The sequence below is a fragment of the Actinomyces sp. 594 genome (genome assembly GCF_019325145.1).
GTDB lineage: Bacteria > Actinomycetota > Actinomycetes > Actinomycetales > Actinomycetaceae > Actinomyces.
Genome location: NZ_PIZC01000067.1, coordinates 66,902 through 84,088 on the forward strand (window position 1 = coordinate 66,902; position 17,187 = coordinate 84,088).

Consider the following 17,187-nt stretch of genomic DNA (forward strand, 5'->3'; position numbering starts at 1 on the left):
TGGGAGGCTCCTGCCATGTCCGTCCACACGATCCCCGTCGGCGCCCCTGGCAGCGGCATAGACGTCGTCGTCTTCGACTACGGCAACGTCATCTACACCTGGGACGCCGTCGGAGCGGTAGCCGGGCGGGTGCCCCTGCGCGACTGGCGGGAGTTCGTGGACACGGGGGAGTTTGCGCGCTGGAACACCCTGCTGGACGCCGGCGCGCCCCTGGAGCAGGTCCTGGACCAGCTTTGCGCCACTCGCCCCGGTCGTCCCGAGTGGCCCCGGATGCTGCGCACCTACTGGGACCACTTCAGCGACACCAAGACCGGCCCGGTGCCCGGTACGGCCGCCGTCATCGAGGACCTGCTCAGGGCCGAGGTGCCCCTGTACGCACTGACCAACTTCAACGACGTGCTGTTCGATGCCACCCGGCACCTGTCACCCCTGCTGGACCGCTTCCACGGCGTCGTCGTGTCCGGGCGCGAGCACCTGGTCAAGCCCGATCCCGCCATCTACCACCTGCTGCTGGACCGCTATGGGCTGACCGCAGAACGTACCCTGTTCGTCGATGACTCCGCAGCCAACGTGCAGGGAGCACGGGCGGTGGGCATGCGCGCCCACCGCTTCACCGGAGCCGGCACGCTGCGCGCCGTCCTGATTGAGCAGGGTCTGCTGCCGGCGCCCCTAGACTGACCCCATGCGCGTTCTGTTCGCCGGAACCCCACAAACGGCCCTGCCCGCGCTGCGGGCACTGACCCAGGCACCCGAGCATGAGGTAGTCGGGGTGCTCACTCGCGCCGACGCCCCCCGGGGGCGTGGGCGCACCCTGCATCCCTCGCCAGTGGCCGCAGCCGCCCGGGAGGCAGGCCTGGAGGTGCGCACCCCCGCCACCTTGCGCGACCAGGACACGCAGGCATGGGTGCGCGGCCTGCGGGCGGACGTTGCCGTGGTGGTCGCCTACGGCCGGATCGTGCCCGCCGCGCTGCTGGATGTGCCCGTGCACGGATGGATCAACCTGCACTTCTCCCTGCTTCCGGCCTGGCGCGGTGCCGCCCCGGTGCAGCGCGCCCTGATCGCCGGGGACCACATCACGGGAGCCAGCGTGTTCCGCCTTGAGGAGGGTTTGGACACCGGCCCGGTGTACGCGCGCATAACCGAGGCGATCCGGCCCGATGACACCGCAGGCGCCCTGCTTGAACGCCTCGCCGACGCCGGGGCGCCGCTTTTGCGTGAGGTCCTGGCCGGCCTGGAGGCCGGCACCGTGAGCCCCGAGCCGCAGGACGGTGACACCGCCACTTACGCCCCGGTGCTGACGCCGGCCGACGGGCGCGTCGACTGGAATGACAGTGCCGCCGCCATTGACCGCCTGATCCGGGGCGTAACCCCGGCGCCGGGCGCCCACACCAGCTACCGGGGCGCCCGCATGCGCCTGGGACCGGTGACCCCCATCCCCGACGCCGCTGGGCTCGCCCCCGGAACGCTGCAAGTGACTAAGCGGGAAGTGCGCGTGGGCACCGGGGCCGGCCAGGTCAGGCTGGGCCGGGTCGCACCTGCCGGGAGGAACTGGATGGATGCCGACGCCTGGGCCCGCGGCGCCCGCCCCGCACCCGGTACCGTGCTCGGAGAACTACCACAGGACGCCGACGAATGAGAGATGACATGACCCGCCCGGACCGCCGCTCCGTATCGGCAGCGGATCGGCCGCGCACTCGCCGAGGCACGACCCCCGTGCCGACCGGGCCCGCGGTAGATCCGGTTCGCCTGGCCTGCCTGCACGCGCTTACCAAGGTGCGCGAGGACGACGCCTACGCAAACCTGGTACTGCCCGAGATTCTCGACCAGGCTCGGCTCGAGGGACGCGACGCCGGCTTCGCCACGGCCCTGACCTACGGGACCCTGCGCCTCCAGGGCCGTTATGACGCGATTATCGGGATGTGCATAGACCGGCCCCTGGGGCGGGTGGATGCGGTTGTGCTGGACGCGCTCCGACTAGGGACGCACCAGCTCCTGGGCATGCGCGTGCCCACTCATGCCGCCGTATCCACCACGGTCGACCTGGCCGCGTACAGTGCCGGCCGCGGCGCCGCGGGCTTCGTCAACGCCGTGATGCGCCGCATCAGCGAGGAAGACCTGGATGGGTGGCTGGCCCGCCTGCGCGCCGACGCCCCGGACGCCCTCACCGCCCTGTCCCGCACACATTCGCACCCCGTCTGGGTGGTTAAGGCCATGCGCCAGGCCCTGAAGGTGAACGGGCGCCCTAACCAGGGCGATGAGCTGGAGGCCCTGCTGGATGCAGACAACACCGACCCCCAGGTCACGCTGTGCGCCAGGCCGGGGCTGATCGGCGTGGATGAGCTCGCCGCGCAGGTGCACGCCGCCACCGGGGAGGAGCCGCGTCCCGGGCGCTTGAGCCCCTACGCGCTGGTCCTGTCCGGCGGCGATCCCGGACGCATAGAGGCGGTGCGGGACTCGCGCGCCGGCGTTGAGGACGAGGCCAGCCAGCTCGTGGCGCTGATGCTGGCCGAGGCGCCGCTGGAGGGCAGCGACGCGCGCTGGCTCGACCTGTGCGCCGGCCCCGGCGGCAAGGCCGCCCTGCTGGGGGCTCTGGCCGCCGGCCGCGGTGCCAGGCTCGTCGCCAACGAGGTTGCCGCCCACCGCGCCCGGCTGGTGGATGCGGCCGTGCGTGCCCTGCCCGAAGGCGTCGTGGAGGTGCGGGCCGACGACGGGCGGAACATCGGACGGCAGGAGCCCGGCGCCTACGACCGTGTCCTGGTGGACGCGCCCTGCTCCGGACTGGGCTCCCTCAGGCGCCGTCCCGAGGCGCGCTGGCGGCGCACGCCCCAGGATGTGGCCGCGCTGGCCGAGCTGCAGCGCGAGCTGCTCGCCAGCGCTGCGGCGGCCGTGCGTCCGGGCGGCGTAATCGCCTATGTCACCTGCACGCCCCACGTACTGGAGACGAACCTGGTGGTGCGTGACGTGACCAGGCAGGTGGCCCGCTCCGGTATCACCCTGGAGCCACTGCACGCCGGCCGCCTGGCCGCGGCCGTGTCCCCGCAGGCCCCAGCAGCAGCCGACCGGGAGGCACTGCAGACCTGGCCCCATCTGGACGGTGCCGACGCCATGTTCTGCGCCCTGCTGCGGCGTACCGTATGACTAGTCCCGCGAGCCAAGGAGCCCATATGACCCCGGCGATCCACCCCTCCATCCTCAACGCCGATCAGCTGCGTCTGGCCGCCGAGCTGGACCGGGTGCGTACCGCGGACGGCCTGCACGTGGACATCATGGACAACCACTTCGTGCCCAACCAGTTCGGGGGCCCCAGCCTGGTCGAGTCGGTGCTTGCTCACACGGCGCTCCCGGTTGACGCGCACCTGATGATCACCGACGCTGACCGCTGGGCGCCCGCTTACGCCGAGGCGGGATGCGCCATCGTCACCAGCCACATCGAGGCGACCAGCGCACCGTTCCGCCTGGCCCGGGAGCTGCGGCGGCTGGGGGCCGGCGTCGGCCTCGCCCTGCGCCCGGCGACCCCTTTGACGGCGGTGGAGCCGCTGCTGGGAGAGCTTGATCTGCTGCTGCTGATGACTGTTGAGCCCGGCTTCGGCGGGCAGTCGCTCCTGGAACCGATGCTGGACAAGATCGCCGCGGCCCGCCGCATGGTGGGCCGCAGTGGTCAGCAGCTGCGTATTCAGGTCGACGGCGGCGTGACCGAGCAGACCATCGTGCGCGCCGCGGAAGCAGGCGCGGATGTGTTCGTCGCCGGATCCGCGGTCTACCGGGCCGAGGACGCGGCCGGCGCGGTGGCGTCGCTGCGGGCGCGTGCCGCCGCCCACACCCACTCGGACGTCGGCTGACACGCCCGCTGCCACTTTCAAGGTAACGGACAGGATTTGTTGCGTTTCCACAATAGGCTCCTGTGAGTCCCCAGCCGTATCGTTGAGGTACGGCGGGATTCGCCTGTCATGCCCGATAATGTCTCGCTCGAGACTTGTAGGCAAACGCGAGTCCGCGTCGGTTCGTGGACATGCCCCGAACCGGCCCGCCCACACCTGCCAGCCCACCCCAGGAGCCGCCCAGTGACCGCTGCCGCGAGCCAAGTACGCCCCCTAAACCGCATCCTCATCGCTAATCGCGGCGAGATCGCCCTGCGCGTGGCACGCACCGTCAGGGACCTCGGCGGCATCTCGATCCTGCCCTACACGCCAGAGGACCTGATGAGTCCCGCGGCGGAGCTTGCAGACGAGGCCCACGCCCTCCCGGACGGATCCGGCTACACCGACGCGGAGGCCATCATCGAGCTTGCGCGCCGTACCGGCGCCGACGCCATTCACCCCGGTTACGGCTTCCTGTCAGAGGACGCCGACTTCGCGCAGGCGGTCGCGGACGCCGGCATGACCTGGGTGGGGCCCTCACCCGCAGCCATGCGCACCCTGGGCGACAAGCTCAGTGCCCGCGCCGCTGCGGTCGCAGCCGGCGTCGAGCCCGTCCCCGGTATCACCGACTCGGTCACCGATCCTGAGGCCGTCATCGCCTTTGCCGCGACACACGGCTACCCGGTCGCGCTCAAGCGCACCGACGGCGGGGGCGGACGGGGCATCACCGTGCTCGCCGACGATGAGGCTGTGCGCACCACGCCCGCCTTCGACTCCGCCGCCGGAGTCGGCACGCTCATCCTGGAGCGCTTCGTCACTGCCGCCCGGCACGTGGAGACCCAGTGCGCGCGTGACGCCCACGGCGCCTTCGCCGTCGTCTCCACCCGCGACTGCACCCTGCAGCGCCGCAACCAGAAACTCCTCGAGGAGGCACCCGCCCCCTTTCTGCCCGACGATGTTCAGGCGCGCCTGCACGAGGCCTCCAAGCGCCTGCTGGACGCCGTTGACTACGTAGGCGTGGCGACCTGCGAGTTCCTCCTGACCCCCGCCGGCGAGCTGTGGTTCCTGGAGGTCAACCCCCGTCTGCAGGTCGAGCACTGCGTCTCCGAGGAGGTCACCGGCGTGGACCTGGTGGAGACCCAGTTGCGCATTGCGGCCGGCGGGCACCTGGGCCACGTCCCGGCCCCGCGGGGGCACTCCCTGGAGCTGCGGATCACGTGCGAGGACCCCGCGCAGGGGCTCACGCCGTCCACCGGCACGATTACGCGTCTGCGCTGGCCGGCGGGTCCCGGAGTCCGCATCGACTCCGGAGTGGTTGAGGGGGACACGGTTACCCCTACCTTCGATCCGATGCTCGCCAAGATCGTGGTTACCGGGGCTGACCGCGACCAGGCCATCCGGCGGGCGCGGCGGGCCCTGAGGGAGACGGTCGTGGAGGGCGTGACCGTCTGCGCCTCACTGCACGCCCACGTGCTGGAACGCGAGGAGTTCACCCGGCCCGACGCCGACGGCGGGCTGGGGGTTACCACCCGCTGGCTGGAGGAGGCGGTTCTGCCGGGCCTGCGCTCCGGTGCCGCCGCACCCGCCGCGGGTGCCGCCGACGGCACGGGGCAGGACAGCCACCGCACGCGGTCCACCTACGTGGTCGAGGTCAACGGCCAGCGCCTGCAGGTGACTGTCCCTGACGGCATTCTCGGCGGTCACAACCGCCGCCTGGGAGCAGGCTATCCAGGGGGCTCCAACCTGGCGCAGCAGCCACTGCGCGGGCGCGGGAACGGCCGCGGCCGCGGTACGACCGCAAGCAGCGCGCAGGGGGGAGATCCCGGCGCGATCGCCGCACCCATGCAGGCCATTGTGACCCGTATCTGCGTGTCCCCGGGGCAGCGCGTGCGCGCCGGCGACCTGCTGGTGGTACTGGAGTCCATGAAGATGGAGAACTACGTGCACGCCCCGGATGACGCCACGGTTGCCGACATCCCCGTTAGCGCCGGGCGCACCGTGTCCGCCGGGGAGATCCTGGTCCGGATGCGTGATATCCGTGATGATTCCGAGTCCAAGCAGGAGGACTGAGCATGGCTGAAGCAGTTGCAGCAACCAGCGCCGTCGCGGATGCCGCCGCGCCGGAAGCCACGATGGCGGCCTCGCCGGCCACGACCGCCTTCCGGGAGCGCATCGCCCGCGTCGACGCCGAGGCCGAGGAGCGAGCCGCGTCCCGCCAGCACGCCAAGGGCAAGCAAACCGCCCGCGAGCGCATCGATATGCTGCTGGATGCGGACTCCTTCCTGGAGATCGGGCGTTACTCCGGCTCCGGCGCAGGCGAGGGCGCTCGCCCGTCCGGTGTGGTCACCGGCTTCGGGCAGATCGGCGGCCGCCAGGTTGCCGTCTACTCCCAGGACTTCTCCGTCTCCGGCGGCGCCCTGGGCAGTGTCGAGGGTGACAAGATCGTGCGCCTGCTCGACGACGCCCTGCGCCTGTCCATACCGGTGATCGGCCTGATCGACTCCGGCGGCGCCAAGATCCAGGAGGGCGTGGCCGCGCTGCGGCAGTACGGCCGCATCTTCAACCGCACCTGCGCCGCCTCCGGCCTGGTGCCGCAGATCAGCGTCATCCTGGGGCCCTGCGCCGGGGGCGCGGTGTACAGCCCGGCCCTGACGGACTTCGTCATCGCCACCCGCGAGGCCTCCCACATGTTCGTAACCGGCCCAGACGTGGTACGCGCCGTCACCGGCGAGCGCATCAGTGCGGAGGAGCTCGGTGGGGCCGACATCCACGGCTCGGTGACCGGGGTGGTGCACTACGTGGCCGATGACGAGGACGACGCCCTGGCGCAGGTGCGCACCCTGCTGGCCTACCTGCCCTCCTCATCCGACCAGGAGGCGCCCCGCTACGCCTACGAGGACGCCGATCGGGCGGCAGACCGCGACGCCGCCGCCGAGGTCGGCAAGCTGGTGCCGGCCTCGCCCCGCCAGCCCTACGACGTCACCGCCGTGGTCACCGCCCTGGTAGACCATGGGGAGCTGGTGCAGGTGCAGGAGGACTTCGCCGCCAACGTCGTGGTCGGCTTCGCCTGCTTCGAGGGGCTCCCCGTGGGCGTGGTCGCCAACCAGCCGCTGGTGGATGCCGGCACCCTGGACGTGGACGCCTCGGAGAAGCTGGCGCGCTTCGTCCGGTTCTGTGATGCCTTCGGCCTGCCGGTGGTGACCTTCGTGGACGTGCCCGGCTACCGTCCCGGGGCGGAGCAGGAGCACGCCGGCATCATCCGCCGCGGCGCGAAGGTGATTAACGCCTACGCCTCCGCCACGGTGCCGTTGGTAACCGTGGTCCTGCGCAAGGCCTACGGCGGCGCCTACATCGTGATGGGTTCGAAGGCGATCGGTGCGGATCTCAACTTCTGCTGGCCCGGCGCTGAGATCGCTGTGCTCGGCGCCCAGGGAGCCGTGGGGATCATTCACCGCCGCGAGCTGCGCAAGGTGCGTGAGGAGGCCGGTGAGCAGGCCGCCGCCGCCGAGCAGCAGCGCCTGGTCGACGAGTACACCGAGACGGTCATCAATCCTGACAAGGCGGTTGCCATCGGAGAGATTGACGCCGTCATCGCTCCCGAGCACACGCGCACCGTGATCGTCGACTCCCTGGCCGCCCTCGCCGATAAGCGCGACGGGCGTCGCACGCCCGCCAAGAAGCACGACAACGGCCCACTATGACCTACAGCTCCAACTCTCAGACCTCTTCACCCGACCGAACAACCGAGGACCGCATGACCACTCAGCCCACCAACCCAGATACCGTCGCCGAACGCTTAAGCGGGGGCGAGGCCTACGTACTCGCCTTCGGTGGCCAGGCCACTCCCTGGCGCACCACGCTGGAGGAACTGTCAGGACTGGATCGTGATCTCGCCACCGAGCTGGTGGCGATTGACGCCGCCGTCGCCGAGCGACTCGCTCCGGTGGCCACCGACCTGCTGACCATCACCCCGCGCGGCTCCCGCTTCTTCGACTCCTCCGGTGCGCCGGTTGCCCCGGCACCCGGGCGCGGCGGCGCGGACGGTGCGGACGTGTCCGTGCCCGGAATCCTGTTCGCCCAGCATGCGGCCCTGTCCTGCCTGCCCGGAGCCGGCATCGATCCGGTCGGCACCAGCGGCCCGGATGCTGTCATCGGCCACTCCCAGGGAGTGCTCGGCGTCGCCCTGCTCGAGGCGCTGCGCCGCGCCCGCCAGGACGGGGACGAGTCACCGGCTCCCGCCGGGGTGGTGCAGGCGCACGCCATTGCCCGTCTGATCGGTGCCGCCGCGGCCCGCACCACCGGTCGGCTCAACCTGGGCACGGTGGGGGAGACCACTCCCATGCTGTCGGTGCGGGGGGTCACCCGTGCAGTCCTCGACGGCGTTCTGGCCCAGGTGCCCGGCGCGCACGAGCTCTCCGTCGGCGTGATCAACGGGCGCCAGGCGCACATCCTGTCCGGCCGCCCCAGTGACCTGGAGCGGGTTGTCACCGCTCTGGAGGCGGCAGCCCGCCGCTCCGAGCAGGACCGCAAGGAGCGCCGTCGCGGCGGCGCCGTCCTGAACCCGATCACCGAGTTCCTGACCACGTCGGTGCCCTTCCACACGCCGCTTCTGGCGAGCGCCGTCGACGATGTGGCTGCGTGGGCTGCCCGGGCCGGGCTGGACGAGGACCTGGCCCGCAAGCTCGCCGTCGCCGTGCTGATCGACCCGGTGGACTGGCCCGCCACGGTGCATGAGGCCCTCGCCGGGGGCGAGCGCCGACTGATCCTCGACCTCGGTCCCGGGACTGTGCTCTCCCGGCTGACCGAGCCGGTCGTGGCCGGCACCGGCACCACGGTGGTGCCCGCCGGCACCTCCCAGAACATTGACGACCTCGACCGCCCGGGGGCCGCGCCGGCGCCGACGGTAGACCGGGCGCGCTTCGCGCCGCGGTTGACGCAGCTGCCCGACGGTCGCATCACCCTGGACACCGCCTTCACCCGGCTCACCGGCCGCTCCGCGATCCTGCTGGCGGGTATGACCCCCACAACTGTGGACCCGGAGATCGTCGCGGCGGCAGCCAATGCCGGCTACTGGGCGGAGCTCGCCGGCGGCGGACAGACCACCGCCAAGGTGCTGGCCGACAACCTGGAAGGCCTGGAGGAGGCCCTGGAGCCGGGCCGCACCGCCGCCTTCAACGCCATGTTCATGGACCGCTACCTGTGGAACCTGCACCTGGGTACCCAGCGTCTGCTCTCCAAGGCGCGCGCCGCCGGCGCCCCGGTGGACGGCGTCGTCATCTCGGCGGGTATTCCCGAGCTGGATGAGGCGGTCACCCTGATTAACCGCCTGCGTGGCGAGGGCTTCCCCTACGTGGCCTTCAAGCCGGGCACGGTCGACCAGATCCGGCAGGTGATCACCATCGCCATGGCGGTGCCGGACGTGCCGCTGATCATGCAGATCGAGGACGGGCACGCGGGTGGGCACCACTCGTGGGAGGACCTGGACACGATGCTCCTGGCCACCTACGACTCCATTCGCGCCGTGGACAACATCGTGCTGTGCGTCGGCGGCGGCGTCGGCGCCCCCGAGCGCGCCGCCGACTACATCACCGGGCGCTGGGCCGAGGCCTACGGCACGGCGGCGGCCCCGGTTGACGGCGTGTGCGTGGGTACCGCGGCTATGACCGCCCTGGAGGCCAAGACCAACGAGGACGTCAAGCAGCTGCTGGTGGACACGCCTGGAATCGACCCCGCCCACGAGGGCGGATGGGTTGCCTCCGGCGCCTCCGCGGGCGGTATGACCTCGGGACTGTCCCACCTGCGTGCGGACCTGTACGAGATCGACAACTCCTCCGCCCGCGCCTCTCGGCTCATTCAGGAGATCGCCGGCAACGAGGCCGCCATGACGGCCCGCCGCGAGGAGGTCATTGCGGCCCTGGCCAAGACCGCCAAGCCCTACTTCGGCGATGTCGAGCAGATGAGCTACCTGCAGTGGGCCACCCGGTACGCGCAGTTGTGCGTGGCCCCGCACGACGGCCGCCCCGCGACCCGCGCGGACTGGGCCGACGAGGGCTGGTACGACCGCTTCCTGGACCTGCTGCACCGCATTGAGGCGCGTGTGAGCGACGCCGACCACGGGGAGATCCCCACCCTGTTCGCCGGCGAGGAGGACGTCCTGGACTCCGACGCCGCGCTGGCAGCGCTGGCGGAGCGGTACCCGGCGGCCGCCACCACCATGGTGGAGCCCTCCGACGCCGCCTGGTTCGTCGACCTGTGCCGCAAGCACCCCAAGCCGGTTCCCTTCGTTCCGGTGCTCGACGCCGACATCCTGCGCTGGTGGGGCACCGACTCGCTGTGGCAGTCCCAGGACCCCCGCTACACCGCGGACCAGGTGCGCATCATTCCCGGCCCGGTGTCGGTGGCCGGCATCACTACCATCAACGAGCCCGTCGGCCACCTGCTGGGCCGCTTCGAGACGGCCGTGATCGATGCCCTGCGGGATGCCGGCGAGCAGGCGGCTCCGGCCGCCGGACGCCTGGGCGAGTCCTGCGCCCCTGGCTCGCGCCCGGTGGCCGATGCCACCGAGCTGGTGCGGGCCACGCCCCACGTGCTGTGGAACGGGCACCTGACCGTGAACCCCGCCCGGGTGCTCACCGATGACGCCTACCGGGTGGTTGCGCGTCCCGACGTCGCCGAGGACGCCTACGACCTGGACATCACCCTGGACACACACTGGGACGGCACGCCCGGCGGTGAGGGGATTCACGCCGTGCGCCGGCTGGTGGTGCCGCTGCGGCTGGCACGCGCCTGGGACGGCGCCGCCCCCTTCGTGGACCCGGGCCGTATCAGCGACACCATGAACGACCTGCTGCGCAACACTGCAGGTGTGGGCGCGGTGTCGATCACCGGTGACCTGGTGGAGCAGCTGCCCGAGGTGATCCCCCCGCAGGCCGGCGCCGTAGACGCGCTTGGGCGTGAGGCCCACCAGCCCTTCGGCACCGTTCACGCGCGCTTCACCCTGGCCGACACCCTGGGTGCGGACCACGCCGCGGTCACGGCCGCGGCCCTGCCCACCACCCTGGCCGCCGCGCCGCTCGTGCCCGACGCCCTGCTCGGCCCCTGCTGGCCAGTCGTCTACGCAGCCCTGGGCAGTGTCGTAGAGGACGGGATGCCGCTGATTGAGGGCCTGCTCGGCGCCGTCCACCTGGACCACACCATTGACCTGCGCCGTCCCCTGGCTGACCTGGTGCAGCAGGCCGGCCCCGACTGCGTGATTCAGGCCGACGGCTGGGTCGCCGGGCTGGAGGAGTCCAGCGCGGGCCGCGTCGTCGACGTGCGCCTGCAGCTGACGGACACCACCGACGGCAGCCTGGTGGCGTTCATGCGCGAGCGCTTCGCCATCCGCGGCCGCGCCTCCGGCACCGCCGTGCCCAGCTCTCCCGAGCAGGCCGGCGGCACCGGCAGGGCGACCGTCCCGGCCGCCCGCCGCCTGCTGCGCCGCATCACAGTGACGGCCCCGAGCGACATGACGGCCTTCGCCCGGGTTACCGGCGACTTCAACCCGATCCACACCAGCTACCACGCCGCGAAGGTCGCCGGCATGGACGCCCCGCTGGTGCACGGCATGTGGCTGTCCGCCACTGCGCAGCAGACGGCGGCTGCCACCGCCATCGACGGCACGCGGCACGTGCTGGCAGGCTGGACCTACACCATGCACGGCCCGGTCGAGCTGGGGGACCACGTCCAGATCAGCGTGGAGCGCACCGGCCTGGTGGTCGGCGGCGGCGTGGTCCTGGAGGTCACCTGCCGCATCGGCGACGAGGTCGTCTCCCGCGGCACCGCGGTGACCGAGCCCGAGCCGACCGCCTACGTCTACCCCGGTCAGGGCATCCAGGCCCGTGGCATGGGTCTGGACGAGATGCGCAGCTCCAAGGCCGCCCGGGAGGTGTGGGAGCGGGCGGACGCCCACACCCGTGCCGAGCTCGGCTTCTCCGTGATCGCGCTGGTGCGCGACAACCCCACGGAGATGACCGCCCGCGGCGTGACCTACCGCCACCCCGACGGCCTGCTCAACCTCACTCAGTTCACGCAGGTCGCCCTGGCCACCGTGGCCATGGCCACCACGGCGCGCCTGGCCGAGGCCGGCGCCCTGGTGGAGTCGGCCGCCTTCGCCGGCCACTCGCTGGGCGAGTACACCGCCCTGAGCGCATACGGGCGCGTCATGTCCGTGGAGACGACGATCTCGATCGTCTTCCAGCGCGGGTCCACCATGCACTCCCTGGTGCCGCGTGACGCCACCGGCGCCTCCAACTACCGGATGGGAGCCCTGCGCCCCAACCAGGCGGGCATCCCCGCCGACGCCGTGGAGGAGTACATCCGCGAGGTCTCCGAGGCCTCCGGGGAGTTCCTGCAGATCGTGAACTACAACCTCGCCGGCGTGCAGTACGCCGTCGCGGGCACCATCAAGGGCCTGGAGGCGCTTGCCGCCGATGCCCGCGAGAAGGCGGCCGCCCGGGGCGGGAAGAACCCCTTCATGTACGTGCCCGGAATTGACGTGCCCTTCCACTCGGAGGTGCTGCGTCCCGGCGTACCGGAGTTCCGGGAGCGCCTGCTGGCGCTGATTCCCGCGGACCTGGATGTGGAGCGCCTGGTGGGTCGCTACGTGCCCAACCTGGTGGCCCGTCCCTTCGCGCTGACCCGCGACTTCGCCCGTGCCATCCTGGACGTGGTCCCCTCCGAGCCGGTGCGCGAGATCCTGGACGACTGGGACCAGTGGGCCGACCGGCCCACTGAGCTTGGCCGCCAGCTGCTGGTGGAGCTGCTGGCCTGGCAGTTCGCCTCCCCGGTGCGCTGGATCGAGACGCAGGACCTGCTGCTGGACGCCCCCGAGCAGGGCGGCCTGGGCGTGGAGCACGTCGTCGAGGTCGGCCTGGCGGCCTCCCCGACGCTGGCGAACCTCGCCTCCCGCACGCTGGCTCTGCCGCGGCACGCAGGCAAGCACGTGGTGGTGCACAATGCCCGCCGCGATGAGGCCCGCGTGCTGGCCACCGACACCGATCCGGCCGCCGGGCTGGAGGAGGAGAGCTTCGAGCTGCCCGAAGCGGCCGAGGAGAGCTCGCCGACCACCGCCCCGACGGAGGAGGCCGCCGCCCCGGCGGCGCCCGCGACGGCTCCGGCCCAGCCGGAACCTGCCGCCCCCGCCGCGGCTGCTCCGGCCGCTGCCGGACCGGTTGCGGACCTGCCCTTCGGTGCGACCGACGCCCTGACGGTGCTGCTGGCCCACGCCGCCCGCATCCGTCCCGACCAGATCGCGCCCACCGACACCACTGAGTCGCTGACCAACGGTGTGTCCTCCCGCCGCAACCAGCTGCTGATGGACCTGGGTACCGAGCTGCAGCTGGCCAGCATCGACGGTGCCGCCGACGCCGATATGGGCACCCTGGCCGGCATCGTCGCCAAGGGCGCCCCCGGCTACAAGGCCTTCGGCCCCGTGCTTGCGGACGCCACCCGCACCGGGCTGGGACGGATTCTCGGCCCCTCCGGGGTGCGCGCCGGCCGCATCGCCGACCGCGTGACCGGAACCTGGGGCCTGGGTGACGGCTGGGTCTCGCACGTGACTGCGGAGATCTTCCTGGGCACTCGCGAGGGCGCCTCCATGCGCGGCGAGGACCTGGCCACGCTGGGCTCCTCGGCCCCACTGACCAACGCCGGCGCCGTGGACGCACTCGTCGATGCCGCGGTGCAGGCGGTTGCCGCCGCCCACGGCGTGACCGTGGCCATGCCCAGCGCCGGCGGTGCCGGGGGAGCGGTCGTTGACTCCGCCGCCCTGGATGCGTTCTCCGCGCAGGTCACTGGCGCAGACGGAGTCCTGGCCACTACGGCCCGCACTCTCCTGGATGCGCTCGGCCTGGCGGACAAGACGAGTGTGCCCGCCGACGCCGGTGACGAGGCGGCCGCCGCCCGCGCCGCCGTCGAAGCGATCGACGCCGAACTCGGCTCCGGCTGGATCAAGTCCGTGACCCCGGCATTCTCAGCGGACCGCGCCGTCCTCATTGACGACCGCTGGGCCTCCGCACGCGAGGACCTGGCCCGCCTGGGCAACGGGGAAATGGACCTGGAAGAGGCGAAGAGCCTCCTGGCTCCGCAGCGCTTCACCGGCCTGGGCTCGGCGGTCGCAGATCAGGCCGCCTGGTGGGGGCGCCAGCTGCGCGCGGCCGGCACCGCCGCGGACTTGGCCGAGCGCGCCGAGATCGCCGAGGCCATCGCCGCCGCGGCCGCGCAGAAGCCGACCGCCTCAGCGGCCGGCGTGCGCTGGGCAGATGACGTGGCGGTGGTCACCGGGGTGGCCCCCGGATCGATCGCGGCCGCCGTGGTCGGCGAGCTGCTGGCGGGTGGTGCCACCGTCGTGGCCACCAGCTCCCGCCTGACGCACGAGCGGCTGGCCTTCGCCACCAGCCTGTACCGCGAGCACGCCTCCGCCGGCGCCCGCCTGTGGATTGTGCCCGCCAACCTGGCCTCCTACCGGGACGTGGATGCCCTGGCCGACTGGATCGGCAACGACCAGGTGGTCACCTCGGGTGGATCGACCAAGCTGGTCAAGGAGGCTCTGGTACCGACGCTGCTGTTCCCCTTCGCGGCGCCGCGTGTGGTCGGCACCCTGGCCGACGCCGGCCCGGCCGCCGAGTCTCAGACCCGTCTGCTGCTTTGGAGCGTTGAGCGCACCATCGCCGCGCTGTCTGCCATCGGCACCGACACCCACGTGGACCACCGTCTGCACGTGGTGCTGCCGGGCTCGCCCAACCGCGGCACCTTCGGTGGCGACGGCGCGTACGGCGAGGTCAAGTCTGCCCTGGATGCGGTGGTGAACCGCTGGCGGGCGGAGAAGAACTGGTCCGGGCGCGTCACGCTGGCCCACCCGCGCATCGGCTGGGTGCGAGGCACCGGCCTGATGGGTGGCAATGACCCGCTGGTGGAGGCCGTCGAGGCCGCCGGTGTGCGCACCTGGTCCACCCAGGAGATTGCCGCCGAGCTCGTTGAGCTGTGCACCACGCAGGTGCGTGGCCGCGCCGCGCAGGCGCCCGTGCAGGCCGACCTGACCGGTGGCCTGGGGGATGACGTGGACCTGGTGGCACTGCGTGAGAGCGCGCGTGCCGCTGCCCCCGCGCCGCAGCCGGAGCCTGAGCCGCAGGCCACGATCAAGGCGCTGCCCACCCCGCACGTGCCCACCCAGCCCACCGCGCCCGACTGGGGTGAGGTGGACGCCGACCTGGACGACCTGGTGGTGGTCGTGTCCACCGGCGAGGTCTCGACCTGGGGCTCGGGCCGCACCCGCCGCGAGGCGGAGCTGGGCATGACCGTCGGGGACGACGTCGAGCTGACCGCTGCGGGCGTGCTGGAGCTCGCCTGGGGCATGGGCCTGCTGACCTGGCAGGACAGCCCCAAGGCCGGCTGGTACGACACCGACGGGGAGTTCGTCGACGAGTCCGACATCCACGCGCGCTACCGGGACGAGGTCGTCGCCCGCTGCGGTATCCGCGAGTTCGTTGACGACGGTGTGATCGCCACGGAGGGCCCGGAGGAGGTCGCCGTCTACCTCGACCACGACATCACCCTGACCGTGGCAGATGAGGCGACCGCCCGCACCATTGAGGTCACCGACCCCGAGCACACGCTGGTGGCACCGGAGCTGGTGGACGGCGCCCCCACGGGGGAGTGGACCGTCACCCGCCTGGCCGGCTCGCTGGCCCGGGTGCCGCGCCGCGCCACGCTGTCGCGCACGGTCGGCGGCCAGTTCCCGGTCGACTTCGACCCGGAGCGCTGGGGCATCCCCGCATCCATGGCACAGGGCATGGACACCATCGCCGCCTGGAACCTGGTCACCGCTGTGGACGCGTTCCTGTCCGCCGGATTCTCCCCGGCGGAGCTGCTGGCGGCGGTGCACCCCTCCGACGTGGCCTCCACGCAGGGCACCGGCTTCGGCGGCATGGAGTCCATGCGCAAGATGTTCGTGGGCCGGTTCCTGGATGAGGAGCGCCCCAGCGACATCCTGCAGGAGGCGCTGCCCAACGTGGTGGCCGCGCACGTGATGCAGTCCTACATCGGTGGCTACGGCTCCATGGTGCAGCCGGTGTCGGCCTGCGCCACCGCCGCGGTGTCCATCGAGGAGGGCTGGGACAAGATCGCACTCGGCAAGGCCGACGTGGTGGTGGCCGGCGCCATCGACGACATCTCGATCGAGTCGGTGGTGGGCTTCGGCAACATGAACGCCACCGCCGAGGCTGCGGCCATGTACGCCAAGGGCATCTCCGCCCGCCACTTCTCCCGCGCCAACGACCGCCGCCGCAGCGGTTTCGTGGAGGCCGAGGGCGGCGGCACGGTGATCCTGGCGCGCGGCTCGGTAGCGGCCCGCCTGGGGCTGCCGGTGGCCAGCGTGATCGGCTTCGTCTCCTCCTACGCCGACGGCGCCCACACCTCCATCCCCGCCCCCGGGCTGGGAGCGCTCGGTGCGGGACGCGGCGGCAAGGACTCCCGCCTGGCCAGGGCCCTGGCCAAGCTGGGTGTGGAGCCCGACGACATCGCCGTGGTGTCCAAGCACGACACCTCCACGGGCGCCAACGACCCCAACGAGTCCGAGCTGCACACGCGCCTGGCGCGCGCGCTCGGCCGCACCGAGGGCAACCCGCTGGTGGCCGTCTCCCAGAAGACGATCACCGGGCATGCCAAGGGCGGTGCCGCCGTGTTCCAGGTGGCGGGCCTGGCCGAGATCCTCGCGACCGGTGTGGCTCCCGGCAACACCAGCCTCGACGTGGTTGACGCCCCGCTCGAGAAGGACGCCTTCTGGGTATGGCCGCGCACTCCTATCCGGGTGGCGGGCCGCGGCGGCGCGGACGGGCGCACCCCGGGTGCGGGTCCGGTGCGTGCCGGCCTGCTCACCAGCCTCGGATTCGGGCACGTGTCCGGTCTGATCGCCCTGGTGCACCCCGGTGCCTTCGAGGCGGCCCTGCGCGCGCAGAGTGGTCAGGAGGCCGTGGACGCCTGGGTGGCCTCCGCCAACCGGCGCCTGGCCGCCGGCACCCGGCAGCGCCGTGCCGGCATGATCGGCAGGGCCACGCTGTTCGAGCAGATCGACGGCCGCCGCCTGGGCGAGGAGCGTAAGGGTCGTGACCCGCATGAGGTTGAGGCCGCCATGCTGCTGGATCCGGAGGCCCGCCTCGGTGCCGACGGTGTCTACCACACCGGCGAGCGCGCCTGACATCGCGAAACCGGCCCTAGTAGCACGCCGAGACCGGCACTCATGACGTGCCGAGACCGGTAGAAGTGGTGGCCCCGGGAGCTACGGCTCCCGGGGCCA

The 17,187-nt window shown here is 72.1% G+C and carries 7 protein-coding genes; all 7 read left to right on the forward strand.

Features of this window, described 5'->3' with window-relative positions:
• Positions 1 to 15 precede the first annotated feature (15 nt).
• The 7 genes from GZ998_RS12090 (at position 16) to GZ998_RS12120 (ending at position 17,088) form a co-directional block, all read left to right on the forward strand.
• Positions 16 to 678 (forward strand): HAD family phosphatase, encoded by a 663-nt coding sequence (locus GZ998_RS12090; RefSeq protein WP_219109988.1) that lies wholly within the window; start codon positions 16 to 18, stop codon positions 676 to 678.
• Positions 679 to 682: 4 nt separating this feature from the next.
• The gene (fmt, locus tag GZ998_RS12095) at positions 683 to 1,636 is read left to right on the forward strand and encodes a methionyl-tRNA formyltransferase (RefSeq protein WP_162678534.1); all 954 of its coding nucleotides are present in this window, start codon (positions 683 to 685) and stop codon (positions 1,634 to 1,636) included.
• 8 nt (positions 1,637 to 1,644) lie between these two features.
• On the forward strand, positions 1,645 to 3,138 hold the full coding sequence (locus tag GZ998_RS12100; RefSeq protein WP_238994154.1) for an RsmB/NOP family class I SAM-dependent RNA methyltransferase: 1,494 nt from the start codon (positions 1,645 to 1,647) through the stop codon (positions 3,136 to 3,138).
• Positions 3,139 to 3,164: 26 nt separating this feature from the next.
• Positions 3,165 to 3,839 carry a ribulose-phosphate 3-epimerase gene (gene rpe, locus GZ998_RS12105; protein ID WP_161924046.1) on the forward strand — a complete coding sequence of 225 codons (675 nt, stop codon included), beginning with the start codon at positions 3,165 to 3,167 and terminating at the stop codon, positions 3,837 to 3,839.
• 222 nt (positions 3,840 to 4,061) lie between these two features.
• On the forward strand, positions 4,062 to 5,927 hold the full coding sequence (locus tag GZ998_RS12110) for a biotin carboxylase N-terminal domain-containing protein (RefSeq protein ID WP_308807252.1): 1,866 nt from the start codon (positions 4,062 to 4,064) through the stop codon (positions 5,925 to 5,927).
• Between the two features lie 62 nt (positions 5,928 to 5,989).
• A complete protein-coding gene (locus tag GZ998_RS12115; RefSeq protein ID WP_219110066.1) occupies positions 5,990 to 7,558 on the forward strand; it encodes an acyl-CoA carboxylase subunit beta in 1,569 nt (522 codons plus the stop codon).
• Between the two features lie 53 nt (positions 7,559 to 7,611).
• Entirely contained in the window at positions 7,612 to 17,088 is a 9,477-nt protein-coding gene (locus GZ998_RS12120) for a type I polyketide synthase (protein ID WP_219109989.1), read from the forward strand.
• Positions 17,089 to 17,187 lie beyond the last annotated feature (99 nt).

What these genes read in the sequence shown, in the direction of transcription:
- GZ998_RS12100 (WP_238994154.1), top strand. Translation starts at nt 1,645, where the DNA reads ATGACCCGCCCGGACCGCCGCTCCGTATCGGCAGCGGATCGGCCGCGC.
- GZ998_RS12115 (WP_219110066.1), top strand. Translation starts at nt 5,990, where the DNA reads ATGGCGGCCTCGCCGGCCACGACCGCCTTCCGGGAGCGCATCGCCCGC.
- GZ998_RS12090 (WP_219109988.1), top strand. Translation starts at nt 16, where the DNA reads ATGTCCGTCCACACGATCCCCGTCGGCGCCCCTGGCAGCGGCATAGAC.
- rpe (WP_161924046.1), top strand. Translation starts at nt 3,165, where the DNA reads ATGACCCCGGCGATCCACCCCTCCATCCTCAACGCCGATCAGCTGCGT.
- GZ998_RS12120 (WP_219109989.1), top strand. Translation starts at nt 7,612, where the DNA reads ATGACCACTCAGCCCACCAACCCAGATACCGTCGCCGAACGCTTAAGC.
- fmt (WP_162678534.1), top strand. Translation starts at nt 683, where the DNA reads ATGCGCGTTCTGTTCGCCGGAACCCCACAAACGGCCCTGCCCGCGCTG.